General features: G+C 54.2%; 14 protein-coding genes. 7 read left to right on the top strand and 7 right to left on the bottom strand.

Annotation, left to right across the window (positions count from 1 at the left end; translation table 11 throughout):
* Window positions 1-53: 53 nt before the first annotated feature.
* Both NYE74_RS05180 and NYE74_RS05175 read right to left on the bottom strand, forming a co-directional pair.
* Window positions 54-989, bottom strand: coding sequence for an alpha/beta fold hydrolase (locus NYE74_RS05180; RefSeq protein WP_316560373.1), 936 nt, complete (start codon window positions 987-989; stop codon window positions 54-56).
* Between the two features lie 131 nt (window positions 990-1,120).
* A complete protein-coding gene (locus NYE74_RS05175) occupies window positions 1,121-1,897 on the bottom strand; it encodes a TetR family transcriptional regulator (protein ID WP_316560345.1) in 777 nt (258 codons plus the stop codon).
* 327 nt (window positions 1,898-2,224) lie between these two features.
* On the opposite strand from NYE74_RS05175, the gene NYE74_RS05170 reads away from it, so the two are divergent.
* The 5 genes from NYE74_RS05170 to NYE74_RS05150 all read left to right on the top strand — a co-directional run bounded on the left by NYE74_RS05170 (window position 2,225) and on the right by NYE74_RS05150 (window position 8,710).
* Window positions 2,225-3,256, top strand: a complete 1,032-nt coding sequence (locus tag NYE74_RS05170) for a LacI family DNA-binding transcriptional regulator (protein ID WP_316560346.1) — start codon at window positions 2,225-2,227, stop codon at window positions 3,254-3,256.
* 129 nt (window positions 3,257-3,385) lie between these two features.
* Window positions 3,386-4,675: an ABC transporter substrate-binding protein gene (locus NYE74_RS05165; protein ID WP_316560347.1), complete on the top strand. Its 1,290-nt coding sequence runs from the start codon at window positions 3,386-3,388 to the stop codon at window positions 4,673-4,675.
* Between the two features lie 103 nt (window positions 4,676-4,778).
* Window positions 4,779-5,672 carry a carbohydrate ABC transporter permease gene (locus tag NYE74_RS05160; protein ID WP_316560348.1) on the top strand — a complete coding sequence of 298 codons (894 nt, stop codon included), beginning with the start codon at window positions 4,779-4,781 and terminating at the stop codon, window positions 5,670-5,672.
* A 1-nt stretch (window position 5,673) separates the two neighbouring features.
* On the top strand, window positions 5,674-6,483 hold the full coding sequence (locus tag NYE74_RS05155; protein WP_316560349.1) for a carbohydrate ABC transporter permease: 810 nt from the start codon (window positions 5,674-5,676) through the stop codon (window positions 6,481-6,483).
* Window positions 6,484-6,520: 37 nt separating this feature from the next.
* Window positions 6,521-8,710, top strand: a complete 2,190-nt coding sequence (locus NYE74_RS05150) for an alpha-galactosidase (protein WP_316560350.1) — start codon at window positions 6,521-6,523, stop codon at window positions 8,708-8,710.
* A gap of 436 nt (window positions 8,711-9,146) precedes the next feature.
* Here the strand turns inward: NYE74_RS05150 and NYE74_RS05145 are convergent, their stop codons facing one another.
* Complete coding sequence (locus tag NYE74_RS05145) at window positions 9,147-10,088, bottom strand: zinc-binding dehydrogenase (protein WP_341004605.1); 942 nt, start codon at window positions 10,086-10,088, stop codon at window positions 9,147-9,149.
* A gap of 138 nt (window positions 10,089-10,226) precedes the next feature.
* On the opposite strand from NYE74_RS05145, the gene NYE74_RS05140 reads away from it, so the two are divergent.
* Window positions 10,227-11,120, top strand: a complete 894-nt coding sequence (locus NYE74_RS05140; protein WP_341004604.1) for a hypothetical protein — start codon at window positions 10,227-10,229, stop codon at window positions 11,118-11,120.
* A gap of 56 nt (window positions 11,121-11,176) precedes the next feature.
* Here NYE74_RS05140 and NYE74_RS05135 read toward each other — a convergent pair whose 3' ends face one another.
* The 4 genes from NYE74_RS05135 to NYE74_RS05120 all read right to left on the bottom strand — a co-directional run bounded on the left by NYE74_RS05135 (window position 11,177) and on the right by NYE74_RS05120 (window position 15,539).
* On the bottom strand, window positions 11,177-11,587 hold the full coding sequence (locus NYE74_RS05135) for a YjdF family protein (protein ID WP_036618805.1): 411 nt from the start codon (window positions 11,585-11,587) through the stop codon (window positions 11,177-11,179).
* A gap of 244 nt (window positions 11,588-11,831) precedes the next feature.
* The gene (locus NYE74_RS05130) at window positions 11,832-12,851 is read right to left on the bottom strand and encodes a cytochrome d ubiquinol oxidase subunit II (RefSeq protein ID WP_341004603.1); all 1,020 of its coding nucleotides are present in this window, start codon (window positions 12,849-12,851) and stop codon (window positions 11,832-11,834) included.
* A 21-nt stretch (window positions 12,852-12,872) separates the two neighbouring features.
* Window positions 12,873-14,198 carry a cytochrome ubiquinol oxidase subunit I gene (locus tag NYE74_RS05125; protein ID WP_328272893.1) on the bottom strand — a complete coding sequence of 442 codons (1,326 nt, stop codon included), beginning with the start codon at window positions 14,196-14,198 and terminating at the stop codon, window positions 12,873-12,875.
* 378 nt (window positions 14,199-14,576) lie between these two features.
* Entirely contained in the window at window positions 14,577-15,539 is a 963-nt protein-coding gene (locus NYE74_RS05120; protein WP_316560355.1) for a hypothetical protein, read from the bottom strand.
* A 233-nt stretch (window positions 15,540-15,772) separates the two neighbouring features.
* On the opposite strand from NYE74_RS05120, the gene NYE74_RS05115 reads away from it, so the two are divergent.
* Window positions 15,773-16,864, top strand: coding sequence for a GerAB/ArcD/ProY family transporter (locus NYE74_RS05115; RefSeq protein ID WP_124332353.1), 1,092 nt, complete (start codon window positions 15,773-15,775; stop codon window positions 16,862-16,864).
* Window positions 16,865-16,868: the final 4 nt, after the last annotated feature.

The following is a 16,868-nucleotide window of genomic DNA, read 5'->3' as shown; positions in this document are numbered from 1 at the left end:
TAAAGTTTTTCTTAAGTTTCCGCTTATCCCGCCGGAGGATGGATTCAGAAGGTTCATTCGCGAGCCAGCTTCTCCACGGCATCGATGACAGCTTGCGGATGATGATGGGGGATCATGTGCGCGGCGTCGGGGAGCTCCATCAGCGCCGCATTCGGCAAGTCCCGGTGCAGCCGATAGCTGTGTTCCTTGGTCGGAAAAGGATCCCGCCGCCCGACGACGATGACGGCAGGCGCCTGAATCCGGCGATAGTTCGGGGATATCTCGGCGGCCGCCGGAGCAAAAGCCAGCACGTCCTCCCGGTTCGCCCGGAACTGGGACGGCCGGAGCCACAGCGCCAACGTTTCCTGTTCATAAGCGAAGGGAACCGGCTCCGGGGCGAAGGTCGCTTTCATGATTTGTCGGGCCATGACTCTCCCCAAGGTTGCCAGCAGAAGATTCATCACGATCCGCCCCGCCAGCGGCATCATCACGATTCTGGAGATCGGATCGCCTTTTTCCGCCGGATATCCTTCTTTATACATGCCGCCCCCCAGCGTCACGATCCCCGCCAGATCATCGGGATACAAGGCCCCGTATGCAAGGACCAGCAATCCGCTCCAGGAATGCCCGACCAGAATCGGCCGCTCCACTCCCTGCTTGTTCAAAGCCTCATGCAGCAGCCGGGCTTGATCGGCCGGTGTAACCGGGCCGTGCTTCGGGCGGCCGCTGTGCCCGTATCCGGGGCGGTCAAAAGCCAACGCCCGATATCCCTTGGCCGCCGCAAGTTCCATGACCCGCTCAAAATCACGGCTCCATAAAACTCCCCCATGCAAAAATACCACCGGCCTGCCCTGCCCCCGTTCCAGGTAATGCAGGCGGATTCCATCCGCCTCCACAAACTTTCCGGATGGCGGGAATTCCATTTCCGCCTGCCGAAACTTCAATTGGTTGTAGCCGTAGAACGCCGCCAGCATTATCGCAGCAAGTCCCAGCAATACAGTTAGTATCACCAATTCTCCCCTCTCCTCCTTTTGGTTTTCCGAAACGCCAACGCAGCAACGTACTAATCGGTATGTTAATGTTATAATTAACGGCTTCATCGAAATAAATTTCCAATGAAGCCGGAAAAAGTCTTCCGCCCTTATCGCGGCGATAATCCGTCCCACAGCAGCCTTGCGGCATCCCGGGCGAATTGATCCAGCTTTAGCTCCTTAGGGGCCAGCAGCCACGAAAGAACGATTCCGTTCATAACCGTCTGGGTGTACAGCGTGAGCGAGCCCGGATCGATATCGCCGCGCAGCCACCCCTGCGTTTGGCAATCGCGGAGCAACTCTGCGACTTTGGCGTAAAACCCCGCGAACAGCCCGCGGATCTTGTCCTGGACCTCCGGGTTGCGGCTGGAGGTTAAAAACTCAAAAAACAGCATCGGCCGATCGGGGGTTACCATACAGGCGGCCAATTGGCCCTTCAGCCAGTCCGTCAAAGCCCGGACTTTATCCTCCGCGCGGGCGATCGCTTCGATTTGGGCGGGCAGCAGCTGCTCCTGCTGCCTTAGATTTCTTTCGCAAATGGCCAGATACAGCTCGCTTTTGTTCGCGAAATGCCAATATATCGCGCTTTTCGTGAACCCGGCCTCGGCCGCCACCTGGTCCATCGCGGCTTTGGCATAACCGTGCCGGGCGAACACCTCCATGGCGGCATCCAGCACGCGCGTCCGCGTATCCGCAGGCAAGCCCTCCGGCTCTGCCCCGCGGCTGGCCAGCATAGCCCGCATATCATCTTTGCCGCCCAAATGTCTGCGCACCGTTGTCCAATGCACGCCGGCGGCGCGGGCCACTTCCTCATAGCTGATTTTGTCCGCAGGCAGCCGCCCGGCCAACTTCATGAATGCCTGAATGATTTTATCGCGGTGGTTCAACGTTCATTTCTCCTATCAGGAACAAGTTTGCAACACCACATACCAACAAGTATGTAAATATCATATTTTAAACAGATAAAATTGTCAAAAAGGTAAAACCTAAAAGTTCGTTTCACATTTGTTTACTAAACATTGTTATAAATATTAAAGAATGGACACCCGTTCCAAAAAATGAACCAACCTTATTTCAAACTGCCAGACGTTGCAATAACACGGAATTTACACATGTTTTTTGCAAAATAACAATTGTTCATACGCTATTCGTTTGCTATAATGTATTCGTGATTTACTAAACATTACTTAACGAAACAAGGAAGGAGGTTTGGAATGGCAACGATTCGCGACATCGCCAGGGAGGCTCAAGTTTCGATCGCTACGGTATCCAGGGTGCTCAATGAAGACGCCACTTTAGCGGTCACGCCGCAAACACGCCAACGGATTTACGCCGTGTGCGAGCAATTGAACTACAAACCCCGCAAATCCAAAAAGAAAGCGCATGCACTGTCCGAACAGCGCCATAATCTCGGTTTGCTGCTATGGAATTCTGGCGAACAGGAGCAGCAGGACCCGTACTTTCTGTCGATCCGTCAAGGTATTGAGAACCAATGTGCCGAACTGGGCTTTGATATTGTCAAAACGATCCGGATGTACGGGGACTCGCCGGAATATCGGGACCTCAGCAACCTGGACGGCCTGTTTGTCGTGGGTAACGTCGATCCGCAAGATTTGCATGAGATTTTTCCGAAACGCGATCGGACAGTATACGTGGCCAACACCCCGGAAGTCGGAGAGATCGACGCGGTTGTCGTGGATTTGGAGCAGGCCGTGAACGATGTGCTCAGCTATTTGCTGGAACACGGGTATCGGAACATCGGTTTTGTCGGCGGCCAGGAATTTATGCACAGACTTGAACGCACAATGAGCGAAATTCCCGAAAAGCGCCGGAAAGCGTTCGAAAACATCATGCGGGCCAACAAGCTATACCGCGAACGCAATGTGTATGTCGGAGACTGGACGATTCTTTGCGGATACAAACTGATGCAAAGCGCAATCGCCAAAGGGGATTTGCCGGAGGCTTTTTTCTTTGCCAACGACCCCATGGCTATAGGCGCGCTGCGGGCGATTAAGGAAGCGGGCCTCTCGGTACCGGATGATGTTGCAATTGTGGGGATGGACGATATTGAAATGGCGGCATTTGCCAGCGTACCCCTCACGACCGTCAAAATTTACAGCGAACAAATGGGGCGGTCAGCGGTGAACCTGATGGCCGAAAGATTGCGGGGCCGCGACGTTCCGCTGCGCGTTGTAGTGCCAACCCGGCTCATAGTGAGAGAGAGCTGCGGCGCAAAGACAAAATGACATCGTAACGCGGCGCAAGCAAAAAAAGGACTCCCGTAAAGGGAGCCAAGAAAAAAGATTATTCCATTCTGTAGTATATGATGGCCCAAATCAAAAAACAATCATCCGACAGGTTTATGGAGGACAAATATGAAAAAAACATCCATTTCTATGCTGCTGCTGATTTTAGTCCTGATTGTAAGCGCTTGTGGCAGCTCCAAAAGCAATAATAACGCCCAGACGTCCGGCTCATCCTCCGGAGCGGGCGGAGAAAAGATAACCCTTAGCTTGTACAGTACGGCATCGGACGGTTCTTCGCAAGAAGTGCTGAAAAAGGTAATCGCCGATTATAAAGCGGAAAACCCGAATGTCGAAATTGAAGTGCAATACCCGGGGGCCGATTATGACAGCGTTCTCAAAATGATGATGGCCTCCAACCAGCTTCCCGATTTATTCGACACGCACGGCTGGGCAAAAACCCGTTACAAAGACTATGTTGCGGATCTGAGCGGAGAAGCCTGGACGGCCGATCTGACGGATACGATCAAAAATGTGCTGATGGACGAAACAGGCAAAGTCTACGCACTGCCGCTGAACGAATCGAAGGACGGCATTACGTTTAATGCCGCCGTACTGGAGAAGTACGGCATCGAAATCCCTGCGACAATCGATGAGATGATTGCGGCCGGCGAGAAGATCAAGGCCGAAAGCAACGGCTCGGTCATTCCGTTCTATTTTGCCGGTCAAGATTCATGGACGATCGGGCAATTTTTCGATTACTTTGCCAACTCGCTGCTGATCAGCCCCGAACCGAATCAGGCGCAAGCTTTGCTGGACAACACGTTCGACTGGAACAACTGGACGCCGCTTGCCGAAAAATTCAAAGAGCTGTCCGACAAAGGTTTAATGAATGAAGATGTGCTGACGGCGAAATATTCCGATATCCCGGCTTTGTTTGCTCAAGATCAAATCGCCTTTGTCATGACCGGTCCGGCGTTTACCGCCGACGCGCTGAAGTTAAACCCCGATCTGAAATTCGGAATTATGCCGGTGCCTGCCATGGCTGCCGGGGACGCGCCGAACTTCTCCGGCGGCGAACGCAACACTTTGGCGGCCTGGAAGGATTCGCCGAAGCTCGAAGAAGCGAAGAAATTCCTCGCTTTCTATGCAAAACCGGAATATATGAAAATGATGTCCGAAGCAACGGGCTCCCCCGCCGCATTCAAAAGCGTGACCGCCGACCTTGGACAGGCCACCGCTTATTATGAGCAATTCAAGGATGTCCGCGTATTCCCGTACTTCGACCGCCTGTACTTGCCAAGCGGCATGTGGGACGTGCTGACGACCAAGGGGGAGGAAATTCTGTCCGGCGGCATAACAGCGCAGGATTTCTCCAAGGCGATGAAGGAAAATGTCGATCGTTTGCTTAGTCAACAGTAAGATGGCCACCCATCGAACATAGAGAATTACAAGCGTTATGACTGAGGGGCTTGCTTCAGGAAGCCCCTTTTACCTACTTCACGCAAAAGAAGGGATACCTAGTATGAAAAGTACAGGGGCTGCGCGCCTCCATCGCAACGCGCCGTTTTGGCTCAACCTCATGTATTTGCCGGCGCTGTTGCTGTTTTTGCTGTTCATTGTCTATCCGTTTCTGAAAGGCGTTCAAATCTCTTTCACGAACTGGAACGGGTTCTCTCAAACGTACAAATGGATCGGACTCGATAATTACAAGCGGATGTTCTCCGACCCCAATATCGGCATCGTCATCCGCAATACGCTGATTTACGGTGTCGGAAGTACGCTATTGCAAAATATTTTCGGCCTGCTCTACGCCCTGCTCTTGAACAAGAGCATCAAAATGCGCGGCCTGGCGCGCACGATCGTTTATTTGCCGGTTATCGTCAGCGGTCTGATTATGGGTTATATTTTTTACTTTTTCTTTCAGTTTAGAGGCGGTGCTTTTAACGACGTTCTTAAGCTGTTTGGCATGGCCCCGATAAACATGCTGGGCGATCCGAACCTTAACGTATGGATCATAATGCTGGTCAACAGCTTTCAGTTTATGGGCACGGCCATGATTATTTATTTGGCGGGCTTGCAGTCGATCTCGAAAGATTATTTCGAGGCGGCGGATATCGACGGGGCGAACGCATGGGTGAAATTCAAAAATGTGACGCTGCCGCTGTTGATGCCCTCCATCACCATCAATGTCGTATTAAATCTCATCGGCGGCCTGAAGCTGTTCGACGCCATTATGGCGCTTACGGGCGGCGGACCGGGGTACGCTTCCCAATCGATGTCCACGATGATGTACAAGACGTACTTCTCCAGCCAAGATGCCGGGTACGCGTCCGCGATCGGCATCCTGATGTTCCTAATGATCTCGTTCTTTAGTATTTTCGCTTTACAGTATTTGCGCAGAAAGGAGATTAATTAGGATGAAAAAGACGGGATATATTCTTCTGACCGTGCTGATCAGCATCGTTCACATCCTGCCCTTTTATCTGCTGCTGACGACATCGTTCAAGCCTGCGAATGATTTCAGCTCGAAATGGCTTTTTCCCGGCCGATTTTATTTCGGCAACTTCACAAACGCCTGGAAAAACGCCAACCTGGGGCAAGCTTTCATCAATAACATCATCATAACGGCGTGTTCCCTGTTGTTAATCATTGTCATCGGAGCGATCGCCTCCTATCCGCTGTCGCGGTTCCAAACGAAGCTGAACAAGACGATCTATGCCGTGTTTATTTCCGCCATGATCGTACCCCCGCTAACCACGCTGGTTCCGCTTTATCAGCTTTATGTCGATATCGGCGCGATGAATACGTATTGGGGCATCGTCCTGCTGCTGGTCACGTTCAACATGCCGATTACGATTTTCTTGTATACGGGCTTCATCGGCTCGATCCCGAAGGAATTGGATGAGGCGGCGATGATTGACGGCATGAGCCGTTTTCGTCTGTTCTTTAAAATCATCCTGCCGCTGTTAAAGCCAATTACGGCCACGGTCATCATTATGACGGGCGTTGGGGTATGGAACGACTATCAGTTTTCTTTGTTCTTCCTGCAAAAATTGAATATGCATACCGTAACCGTAGCTTTGTCTTCGTTTTTTACGCAGTACAGCAGCAATGTAGGTTGGGTGGCGGCCGGCTCGCTTCTGGCCGCGCTTCCGCTGATCGTGCTTTATTTGTTCTTGCAAAGATATTTCGTGTCCGGACTGTCGTCCGGGGCCGTCAAAGGGTAGAAAGCCCGCGCGGCTAGCGCTTAAAGGAGGACCATACGTGGGAATACAATTCAATAGAGACAATAAAACTTTTCATTTGCAGGCGAAAGACAGCAGCTATTTGCTGCAGATTACGCCATATCAATATGTCGCCCACCTTTACTGGGGCAAGCAAATCGCCGGCTGGCACGGGGCAAACCCGATCCGCTATCTGGACCGGGGATTCGCGCCGAATCCCATCCCGGGAAACCGCGATTTTTCCTTGGACACCATTCCTTTGGAATATCCTTCATACGGCAATAGCGATTTTCGCGAGCCGGCGATCCAGATTCAACTCGAAAACGGGTCGACCGTCAGCGATTTCCGTTACGTGTCGCATGAAATCTATAGAGGCAAGCCGAAGCTCGCAGGGCTTCCCGCGACCTATGCGGAGCGGGAAGACGAAGCCGAAACGCTGGCGCTCCAGCTTGTCGACGAGCTCACGAAGCTTCGCGTCGAGCTGTTGTATACCGTATTTGAAGAGCATAACGTGATTACGCGTTCGGCTCAAATCATCAACGAGGGTTCCCAACCGGTTAAACTGCTGCGCGCCCTTAGCGCCAGTGTGGATTTCCGCGATGCGGACTTCGAGCTGCTGCATCTGTCCGGTTCGTGGGCGAACGAGCGGAACATCGTCCGCCGGAAGCTTGTGCAGGGCACGCATTCGATCGAAAGCAAGCGCGGTGCGAGCAGCCATCAGCACAATCCGTTTCTGGCCCTGCTCCGGCCAGGCGCGAACGAGGACCACGGCGAAGCGTACGGCTTCAATCTGGTTTACAGCGGGAATTTTACGGCCCAGGTCGAAACCGATCAGTTCAACACGGCCCGCGTATCCATGGGCATCAATCCTTTCGATTTCACCTGGCTGCTGGAGCCGGGCGAGTCGTTCCAAACGCCGGAAGTCGTGATGGTCTACTCGGACATGGGGCTTACCGGCATGTCGGGAACTTTTCACAAGCTGTACCGGACCCGTCTCGTTCGCGGCGCGCACCGGGATGCGCAGCGGCCGATATTGATCAACAACTGGGAAGCGACCTACTTCGATTTTAATGCGGAGAAAATCGAGAGCATCGCCCGCAAAGGCCGGGAGCTCGGCATGGAGTTGTTCGTGCTGGACGACGGCTGGTTCGGCAAGCGCGACGATGACAAGACATCGCTTGGCGACTGGTTCGTCGACAAGCGCAAGCTGTCCGGGGGACTCGAAAATCTCGTCGCGAGAGTCACCGAAACCGGGATGCAATTCGGCATCTGGTTTGAACCCGAAATGATCTCCGAAGATAGCGAGCTGTACCGCCAGCATCCCGATTGGTGCCTGCATGTGCCGGGCCGGTTGCGTTCTTCGGGACGGGACCAGTTCGTGCTCGATCTGTCGCGCAAGGACGTGCGCGACGCGGTGGTGGAAATGGTGGCGGACGTGCTGTCCTCCGCGCCGATTTCCTATGTCAAATGGGATATGAACCGCCATATGACCGAGGTCGGCTCCGCCGCGCTTCCGCCGCAGCGTCAACGCGAGACCGCCCACCGCTATATGCTGGGGCTGTACGAAATGATGGAAACGCTGGTTACGCGGTTTCCGCAAGTGTTGTTCGAAAGCTGCTCCGGCGGCGGCGGGCGCTTCGATCCCGGCATGCTGTATTACATGCCGCAGGTCTGGACGAGCGACAACACCGACGCGGTATGCCGGCTGAAAATCCAATACGGGACAAGCCTCGTATACCCGATCGGAGCGATGGGCGCCCACGTCTCGGCCGTTCCGAACCATCAGGTGGAGCGGGTGACCCCGCTCAAAATGCGGGGGGATGTCGCCATGTCCGGCAATTTCGGTTATGAGCTCGATCTGACCGCCATGCCGGAGGACGAACAGGAAACGGTCAAACAACAGGTCGAGTTCTACAAGGAAATCCGTCCGCTTGTCCAGTTCGGCGATTTCTACCGGCTGCTCAGCCCTTTCGAGGGTAACGAAGCGGCGTGGATGTTCGTCTCCGCGGACCGCGGCGAAGCGCTGTTCGCTTATTACCGCGTGCTGGCACTGCCGAACGCGCCCCTGCGCGCGCTTCGCCTCAAGGGACTCGACCCGGACGCGCTTTACCGGGTCGACGGCTTTGACGAGCCGGTCGGCGGCGATGAGCTGATGTATTCCGGTGTGATGATCCCGCACCAGTCCGGTGATTTCTTCAGCGTCGTCGGCCGTTTGCGGAAAGTGACATGAACCTGTTCATTTTTTCCGGATCAGGGCCGTCATTTTAACGGTTGCGGGTGCCGCTATATCGAGGAAATAAAGGAAAAACCAAATTTAACGGCACCAGCGTTGTATTTAAATCTGACAAGATACCTTTTCTCGGCACATTAATACTCTAATGGTTGCCACAAGCGCTATTTGTTCCAATACGGTTGATTTTAAATTGTAACGGTTGCCATGGAGCTTATTTCACTGAAAACCGGCAATTTTTGCTTGGATTCAGGCAAATAACGGCGCTCGCAACCGTTAGAAATTGAATCCCGGCATTTTGGGCCAATTAAGCGCGATTACAACCGTTAGCGATAGTCTGGAAATCCGGGATGCGGGGCCGGGTCACTTGTCTTAGATTGCATATTTCCGAACAGCGGTAATGCCGATTCATTCAGCGGTAATGCCAATTTATCCGTCAATCAATCCGCAGCACGGCTTTTCCGGAAAATTTGCGGTCCATGAAACTGCGGGTGACGGCTCCAATTTCGGTCCAGGGCGCCTCCACTTCGATCCGGGGCCTTAACCGGCCGTTTGCGGCCAGCCGGGCCAGCAACTGCAGATCGTCCGCGGCCGAACGGCGGGTGAGTTCCTCGCCGAGAAAGAAGCCGTACAGGGTTCTCCCTCCGCTGGTCACCAAATTCATCATATCGATCGTCGCCGTAGGCGCTGACGAGAATCCCACCGCAACGCAAATGCCCTGCGGCGCAAGCTGCGGCAGCAAAGCGGCCAGCGTATCGCCGCCGACCGAATCGATGATCAGATCATAAGGCCCGCAGCTGCGGGCCTTTTCCATGCCGGAAGCGCCAACGGCCACTTCGTCGGCTCCGGCCTCCCGGACCAGCTTCGCCTTCTCCGCCGTGCTGGCCGTGCCTACGGTGAATGCGCCCGATTGAGCCGCAAGCTGATGGGCAAACAGGCCAACGCCGCCGGTCGAGCCCGTAATCAGGATGCGCTTGCCGAGCAGCAAACCTCCTTTTCGCAGCGCATTCAGCGCCGTCAGGCCGACTACGGGCAGAGTCGCCGCTTCCGCAAAGCTGACCTGGTCCGGAATTTCCGCCAGCATCGATACGGGGGCGGCAACTTGCTCGCTCCAGGCGCCCAGCGGGAGCAGACCGACAACCCGCGCTCCTTTTTGCGGGCCAGTGCCGATTTGGGCCGGCTCGATGACCATCCCGGCGAAATCCCAGCCGGGCCGGGATGAAGCTCCTTGATCTATGGCGTCTCTCACTTCCCCGCGATTGAGCGAGACGGCCTGCACCTGCACGATCGCTTCCCAAGGCTGGGCCTGCGGGGCGTCCACCTCTTTGATCGCGAAATATTCCGCGGCATGCGGATCGGTTACAATGGCACGAATCATATTGGGTCCCCTCCATAAACTTGGAATATTGCGGTCAACCTGAATTGACCTCCGATTTCATACAGGAGTATACTTTAATCACTTTTGCGGACCAAGTGCAGAACTACTCTTGAAATCGAAGGGAGGAGAAACGGGGGGATGCATACGGAAAACACGAGGCTAAAAAACGTACTGGGAGAAATCGAAACGCTGCGGATGAAGCGGCAGCGGGAGCTGGCCGACCGCGCTCATTCGCCCTGGAAAAGATTTACGCAGCAGGAGCTGAACGACGAGGCTTGTCCCACGTATAAAAATCTGCTGATCGGACGTTCGCGCAGAATACCGGATCGCCAGACGATCATTGGTATCGCGGAATATCTCGAATGCACTTCCGGCGAGCGCAACGACCTGCTTCTGGCCGCCGGTTACTTGCCGATTCAAACCGAATTGGCAGGGCGGGCGCTGGAGCGGGCGCTCGAATGGGCGCAGCAAACGATGAAGACGCTCCCTTTTCCCGCCATGATCGTCACCCATACCCAGGACATCAAGGGATATAACGAGCCGTTTCGCCGCTTGTTCGATATCCCGCCCAATCCCTGTTATAACAACGAGTTGAACCGGATTGATCTGCACTTCAATGCCGATTTGCCCGTACGCCCCCGCTCCACCTTTGACAAAACGTCGTTCGAACAGTGGGAGTCCCATGCCATTCACGGGATTCAGGCGTTCAAAAGAAATCATGCGCTGTCACGTTACGACGTGTGGTATCAAAACGTGGTCCGCCTGGCTCAAAAATATAACGCGATCGAAAAATATGACCATAAGCCGGATGTAGAGGAAGAGGGAGAGCGGGATTGTACACAAATCATCCTGGCCGGCTCGGAAAGCTCGGGCGAGCTGGTTCCGATCCGTTACAGGCAAGTTTCCGTTTCCGCCGGCGGCCGCCTGTACCCGCAAATTGAAGTTTTTTTGCCGGTCGACGCTTCCGCGCGCAAAGTTTTCGCGGACCTTGGCTGCCCCGCCGATTGCGAATCCGGCTGGACCGCCCGGTAGTCTCCCGAAACATGGCAAAAACCCCTTTCCGTAAGTCCGGAAAGGGGCCTTGTCCGTTAATGCCCGCGACGCTTCGCCTTGGCCTTGCGGATTTTGATTTCCCGCTTGCGTTCCCTCTCGGCCTCCCGCTGTTCCTTCGCGGTCGACCGTTTGGCCTGCTTACGCTGCTCATACTCCAGCCGCATCGCTTCATACGCCATGGTAGAAGCTCCCCGGCGTTTTAATTCCGCGGCGGCCTGTCTGGCCAACCGCTTCGGATTCACCCTTCCGGCATCCGGCAGCTGAATGGCGACGCCCTGCGAAATGCCGTCAAGCAGCCGGCTCAAATCGCTTCGGATAAACGCAAGAACCTCCTCATCCTTAGGCTCCGCCCCGAAAATATGCCTTCCTGCCCGCAGCTTTCCTTGGCTGCGCTCTTCAAACACGCCGATCCAATACTGCCCATCGTGGTAAATCGTAAGTTTCAACGCAAACATCCCCCTCTTGTTCAATCGGAAGCGATGGACATCCCGAGGGGGGAAGGTTACTGACACGCCGCCGGGTTCAAGCGTTCCAAGCCGCGTGCGCCCGGACTACCAACCGGGCCGTGTTTTTTCGCTCCAAACCTATTATATTTTCAAGAGCGAGGGGTTGGCAATGCCGGCATCGGGTAATATCAAGGCCTATCAAGGCCGTGGGCAGTACCGGTGCTTCGTACACACAACAGGCGGACTATTCAGCCCGCAAATACCGTTTGTCCCTTAAGAACAGCCACCAGAACAACACGAACACCGGCAGCAAAATCACCGTCCCTACCCCGTAGCCCCACAGCAGGGACACAAACATCGAGTGATTTGTAATCCCCTCTTCCACCGTTAAGAACGGATAGACGATGTAGGGCATATGCGCTTTCCCGTAAGCATAACTCGCCAAGGCGAACTGGATCACCACGAAAACAAACGCGAGCCGTGGCCAGCCGAGCCGGCCTTTCCGTTTGATCCACAGCGAACCGTAACCGACGACAAAAGCCGCAGTGGACAGCATAAACCAAAGCCCCTGCTGCTTCATCCGGGCCACCATCCACATCGCTTCCCCTTCCATGGTAAAGGTGGTGACGACGGCGAGCAGCATCGCCAAAGGCCCGAAGACAACCGCCAGCGTCCGGTAATACCGGTAGGAGGTTTCATCCCCGGCCTGCCGGGAGAAGTCGGAGAGGAACAAGGAGGACAGGAACAGCTCGGTGGCGATCCCGAACCCCAAATAGGCGTAGAGCGAAGGGCTCGCCAGCAAAGCTCCGTAGTTCAACTGAGGGTAGCCGCTCTCCCCTTGGATAAAACCGCCGAGCGTAATAGGCAGCACGCTGACAAGCAGGCCCGGAATGAGCAGCCCGGTAACTCCGGACACAAAACGCAGGCTGCGGACGTTCCGCTGCGCGGAATAGGCGTACACCATAAAGGCGCTGCGGAACAGCAGGAGCACCAGCACGAAGCTGACGGGGAGCAGCAGCAGCGTACCGAGCAGATAAGCGGCACGCGGGAAAAAACCGACCAAAGCGACGACCAGCAGCACCAGAAAAACGTTGGTTACCTCCCAGGACGGGGACAAAAAACGGTTGGCGAGGCTGGCGGCCTGCGGATTTTTTCTGCTGAAAACAAGCGCCCAGAACCCGGCGCCGAAATCGATGGAGCCCATGATCGAGTAGATGAACAGGAACCCCCAAAGAATAGAAATCGCTATCGTGGAATCGCTCATATCCTCTTCACCCCCTTCTTCTCACCCTGCTTCCAGCATGTCCGGCGTCACCGGATGACGCTTGAAATAATAACGCAGCACCAAAGACGTTACGACCAGCATAAACACGTACAGCCCGATAAAAGTGACGAACAGGGTGCCGAGATTCTCCGATTGGGTAGCCGCGGACGCGGTCTTCTGAACATGGTAAATCGTCCAGGGCTGGCGTCCCGTACAGCTGAAGATCCACCCGGTCTCGATGCCGATCAGGGCGAGCGGGCCGGTCAGCACCAGCCCCCTAAGCAGCCAGCGCGGGTACTCTCGCTTCTTGACCAGCCGATAAAAAATAGTGCCGGCCGAGACCACAATCAGCAGGGAACCGATCCCCACCATCAGGTTAAACAGCGTATGCACAAACAGGGGAGGCCACTCCTCCTCGGGAAAATCGTTCAACCCCCTGACCACGGTGTCAAAGCGGTTGCCGGCCAAAAAGCTGAGCGCCCACGGAACTTCGATCGCCCCCCGGATCGTCCGGGTTTCCTTATCGGTAAAGCCGCCGATCGCCAGCGGGGCGTAAGCCTGCGTTTCAAACAGGCCCTCCGCGGCGGCCAGCTTCTCGGGTTGATGGCGGTGCAGCATCTGCGCGGTTTCATGCCCGTTGAGCGCGGTCAGCAGCGACATTACGCCGCCGATGGCGAGCGATAGGATCAGGCCCTTGCGGTGATACTGCCGCTCCCGCTCCGGCCGTTTTCGGGCGAGCAGTTTGACGGCGGCCACGGAAACGATGGCGAAAGCCCCCAGCAGATAGGCGGAAAACAGTACATGCGTCGCGGTCGTAGGCCAGCTGGGATTGAATACCGCCGCCCACGGGTCGGCATCGACGACTTGCCCGTTCTCCAGCCGGAAGCCCTGCGGGGTGTTCATCCAGGCATGGGCGTCGGTGATCAGCGCGGCCGAAGCGCTTGCTCCCAAGGCCACGAAAGTGACGCTGGCGATCCGCAAAGCCGCGGGCAAACGTTCAGACGCGTAGACGTAAATCGACATGAACAAGGCTTCCAGCAAAAACGCCCAGATTTCGATTTGGAAAGGCAGCGCGATCACCTGGCCCACAATTTCCATGAAACCGGGCCAGAGCAGCGACAACATAACGCCGACCATCGTCCCCGACGGAATCCCCACCCCCAGGAGGATCGCCTGGCATTTTGTCCACCGTTTAGCCATCAAAGCGTAATCCCGGTCTTTTTTGACCTGATAAGCGATTTCCGCAACAACGATCATGAAAGGCAGCCCCACTCCCAAGGTGGCAAATATGATATGAAAGGCCATCGACGATCCGAACAAGGCCCGGGCCAGCATCACGTTATCCATGAATAACTCCTCCATCTTTTGGATTAACGTGAGTATTATGAATAAAAATTTCCAATATTATTCTTTTTCGGATTTTACTTCGCACGTTGTTCACGTTTGTTGGCGGTGCCGAATGGGCCGCGAAATGCAAAAGTGCATCTCATTTCCCCCGAAACCGGGCCGTTTATGCGCTCCAAATGCAAAAGTGCAGGCCATTTTCACCATTTCGCTCAAAAACGCCTCCAATCCTCAGTTTCAAATGCACATTTGCATCTCAGCGCTCTAAATGCCCAAGTTGGGGCAGATTCCAACTGCACTTTTGCAATTGGTTTAGCACGCGTCCATAAAAAAAGAGACCGGTTGCCCGGCCCTTAGTTTAAGAGTTGCTTTTAGAGCTCCTTATTCGATTACGTCCCGCGTTTCCTCGGCCGGGGTTGCCAGCAGCGGCTCCCAGGCGAGGCCTTCTCCGGTTATTTTTTTCCGCTGGTCGGAGATGCTTTGCAGCGTTTCGTTCCGCTGCTTTTCGAGCGCGCTGACCGTTTCGAGATACAGCTGCTGAATCTTCCGGTCCGCGGACGCGGCGGTTTCGGCGATTTCTTTCTTATGAGCCGCGGTATCCTTGGAAATCTGTTCGGTATATTTCTTGTACAGCTTGTTGTATTCCTGCTGCGCCTTTGTTTTGCTGATTTTCCCGCGCGAATACTTATAAATTGGACTTGAGATATAGTTGGTGCTGGAGCTTTTCATCAACGTGTTCATCGGGCTGCTCAGATAGCTGTCGGACACCGTCTTTTTCAGCGAGTTGGCCGGGCTGGACAAGTTATTGGGATTGACCGCCTTTTTATATTCCGCCATGTAGCTGCTCAGCAGGTTCTCATTAAGCGCGCGGGCGTAGACGCCCAGCGTGCTGCTGAGCAAATTTCGGTTGGCCGCCCGGGTATAAAGCCCCATAGGACTGCTGAGCAGATTCGGATTGATATCGCGTTCATACTCTTTGAGTTCTTGCTTCAGCTCGCGGTCGTCCCCGTAACGTTCCTCCAGTTCCGCCAAGTCCGCTTCCAGCCGTTCGTTCCACTGTTTTTGGTCTTCAAGGACAATACGCTCCAGCTCCGCCAGCCGGTCGTTTTGCTCCTTGAAATACGCATTGTATGTATCGGTTGTCTTTTTCATGTAAGCATCATAGCTTGCAACCGTCTTCTTGTTATACGTTTCATATTTGCTCCAAACCTGACTTATCCATTTGCTGTCGGCAGCCTGGGCGGAACCCGCCGGCAGGAAAGCCAGCGACACCAGCAGCAAACTTAAGGCCAACAGCCAGCTTTTGCGCGGAAACGCGCTTCTCCTCTTCTTCATACTCATCATGCTCCGTGTTTTCTCCTCCATTAAAAAATATTAAGAATTTTAAGGGTATTTTATCCAAATATACGCCGGGTTCCAATAGTTCATACCGCCTATGAACCTTATGGACTATTATAATTGAGCATCAAGAATCACCTGCGGTCCGTTGCTCAGCGTTTGCTGCAAACACCCTATGGATACAATAAATACCGTGTGCTCTCTTTGTTTTGGATTCTTAATGGGGGTGAGGAGAGGAGATGACATACAAAATTTCCGCGTACCAATTATTCACGATTACCTTCATTTTTCAATTAGGCACGACCATCATCTTTGGGTTTGGCGGCTTGGCCGGCCGGGATGCGTGGATTGGCGATCTGACGTCACTGGGGCTGGGCCTCTGCGTGATTTGGGTATATACCGCCTTAATGCGCATGAACCCGGGCTTATCCCTGGTTGAATGGTTTCCGGCCCAATTGGGGCGCTGGATCGGGACGCCCATCGCGTTTTTGTACCCGCTCATGTTCTTGTATCTTACAGGACGAATTATTGCGGACATCAGAGACATGGTTTCGACCACCATCTTGCCCGGAACGCCGCCAATTGTATTTGCGGGGTTATTTGCCATTATTATCGCTTACTGCGTCTATGGCGGCATTGAGATCATTGCGCGGCTGGGAGAATTGATCTTCCCCATCGTCGTCGTTATGTTCATTATAGAGACGGTTCTGCTCTTTGGCTCGGACGTCCTGCATTTCGATTATGTCCAGCCGATTTTGGAAAGGGGATGGGAACCCGTCTGGAAGGTGGTTTATCCAAACGGGATCACCCAACCGTTTGGGGAAACCATCGCGCTCGCCATGTTCTGGCCGGACGTAAAAAACCGTGAAAAGATCACGAAAATTACCTTTCTCGCCACCTTACTTGCCGGATTTATGATCACCGGTTTTGATTTTTTGGCCATTTTGGTTTATGGCGATCTGTTCTCGCGTTTTCTCTATCCGCTTTACACTTTATTGAGCATGATCAGCATCGGAAAATTCATCGAAAACTTGCAGATGTTCGGGGTCATGTATTTTTTCATGACGGCGTTAATAAAAAACGTAGTCAATCTGCTAGTGGCGCTGAGAGGCATCCAGCAGCTGACGAAGATGAAGGATTATCGCGTGCTTGTCATCCCGGCAGCCGCGATCGCCTTGTTCCTGGGAATGACCATGTCAAAAAACATCGCCGAACATATTTATTTCCAGCATTATAAAATACTGGTGCCTTATTTCTGGGTGCCCATGTTTTTGGTCTTGCCGGCAATCCTGCTGATCGTGACGTGGACCCGGCAAAAGCTGCGAAAATAATGAT

Source organism: Paenibacillus sp. FSL P4-0127, from assembly GCF_038007325.1.
In the GTDB taxonomy this organism is placed as follows: Bacteria; Bacillota; Bacilli; order Paenibacillales; family Paenibacillaceae; genus Fontibacillus; species Fontibacillus macerans.
This window is presented reverse-complemented; position numbering and strand designations above follow the sequence as displayed.

Bases quoted from the DNA above. Each gene is read 5' to 3' on its own strand.
- NYE74_RS05125 (WP_328272893.1), bottom strand. From the start codon at position 14,198: ATGGATAACGTGATGCTGGCCCGGGCCTTGTTCGGATCGTCGATGGCC.
- NYE74_RS05115 (WP_124332353.1), top strand. From the start codon at position 15,773: ATGACATACAAAATTTCCGCGTACCAATTATTCACGATTACCTTCATT.
- NYE74_RS05120 (WP_316560355.1), bottom strand. From the start codon at position 15,539: ATGATGAGTATGAAGAAGAGGAGAAGCGCGTTTCCGCGCAAAAGCTGG.
- NYE74_RS05165 (WP_316560347.1), top strand. From the start codon at position 3,386: ATGAAAAAAACATCCATTTCTATGCTGCTGCTGATTTTAGTCCTGATT.
- NYE74_RS05145 (WP_341004605.1), bottom strand. From the start codon at position 10,088: ATGATTCGTGCCATTGTAACCGATCCGCATGCCGCGGAATATTTCGCG.
- NYE74_RS05170 (WP_316560346.1), top strand. From the start codon at position 2,225: ATGGCAACGATTCGCGACATCGCCAGGGAGGCTCAAGTTTCGATCGCT.
- NYE74_RS05130 (WP_341004603.1), bottom strand. From the start codon at position 12,851: ATGAGCGATTCCACGATAGCGATTTCTATTCTTTGGGGGTTCCTGTTC.
- NYE74_RS05155 (WP_316560349.1), top strand. From the start codon at position 5,674: ATGAAAAAGACGGGATATATTCTTCTGACCGTGCTGATCAGCATCGTT.
- NYE74_RS05160 (WP_316560348.1), top strand. From the start codon at position 4,779: ATGAAAAGTACAGGGGCTGCGCGCCTCCATCGCAACGCGCCGTTTTGG.
- NYE74_RS05140 (WP_341004604.1), top strand. From the start codon at position 10,227: ATGCATACGGAAAACACGAGGCTAAAAAACGTACTGGGAGAAATCGAA.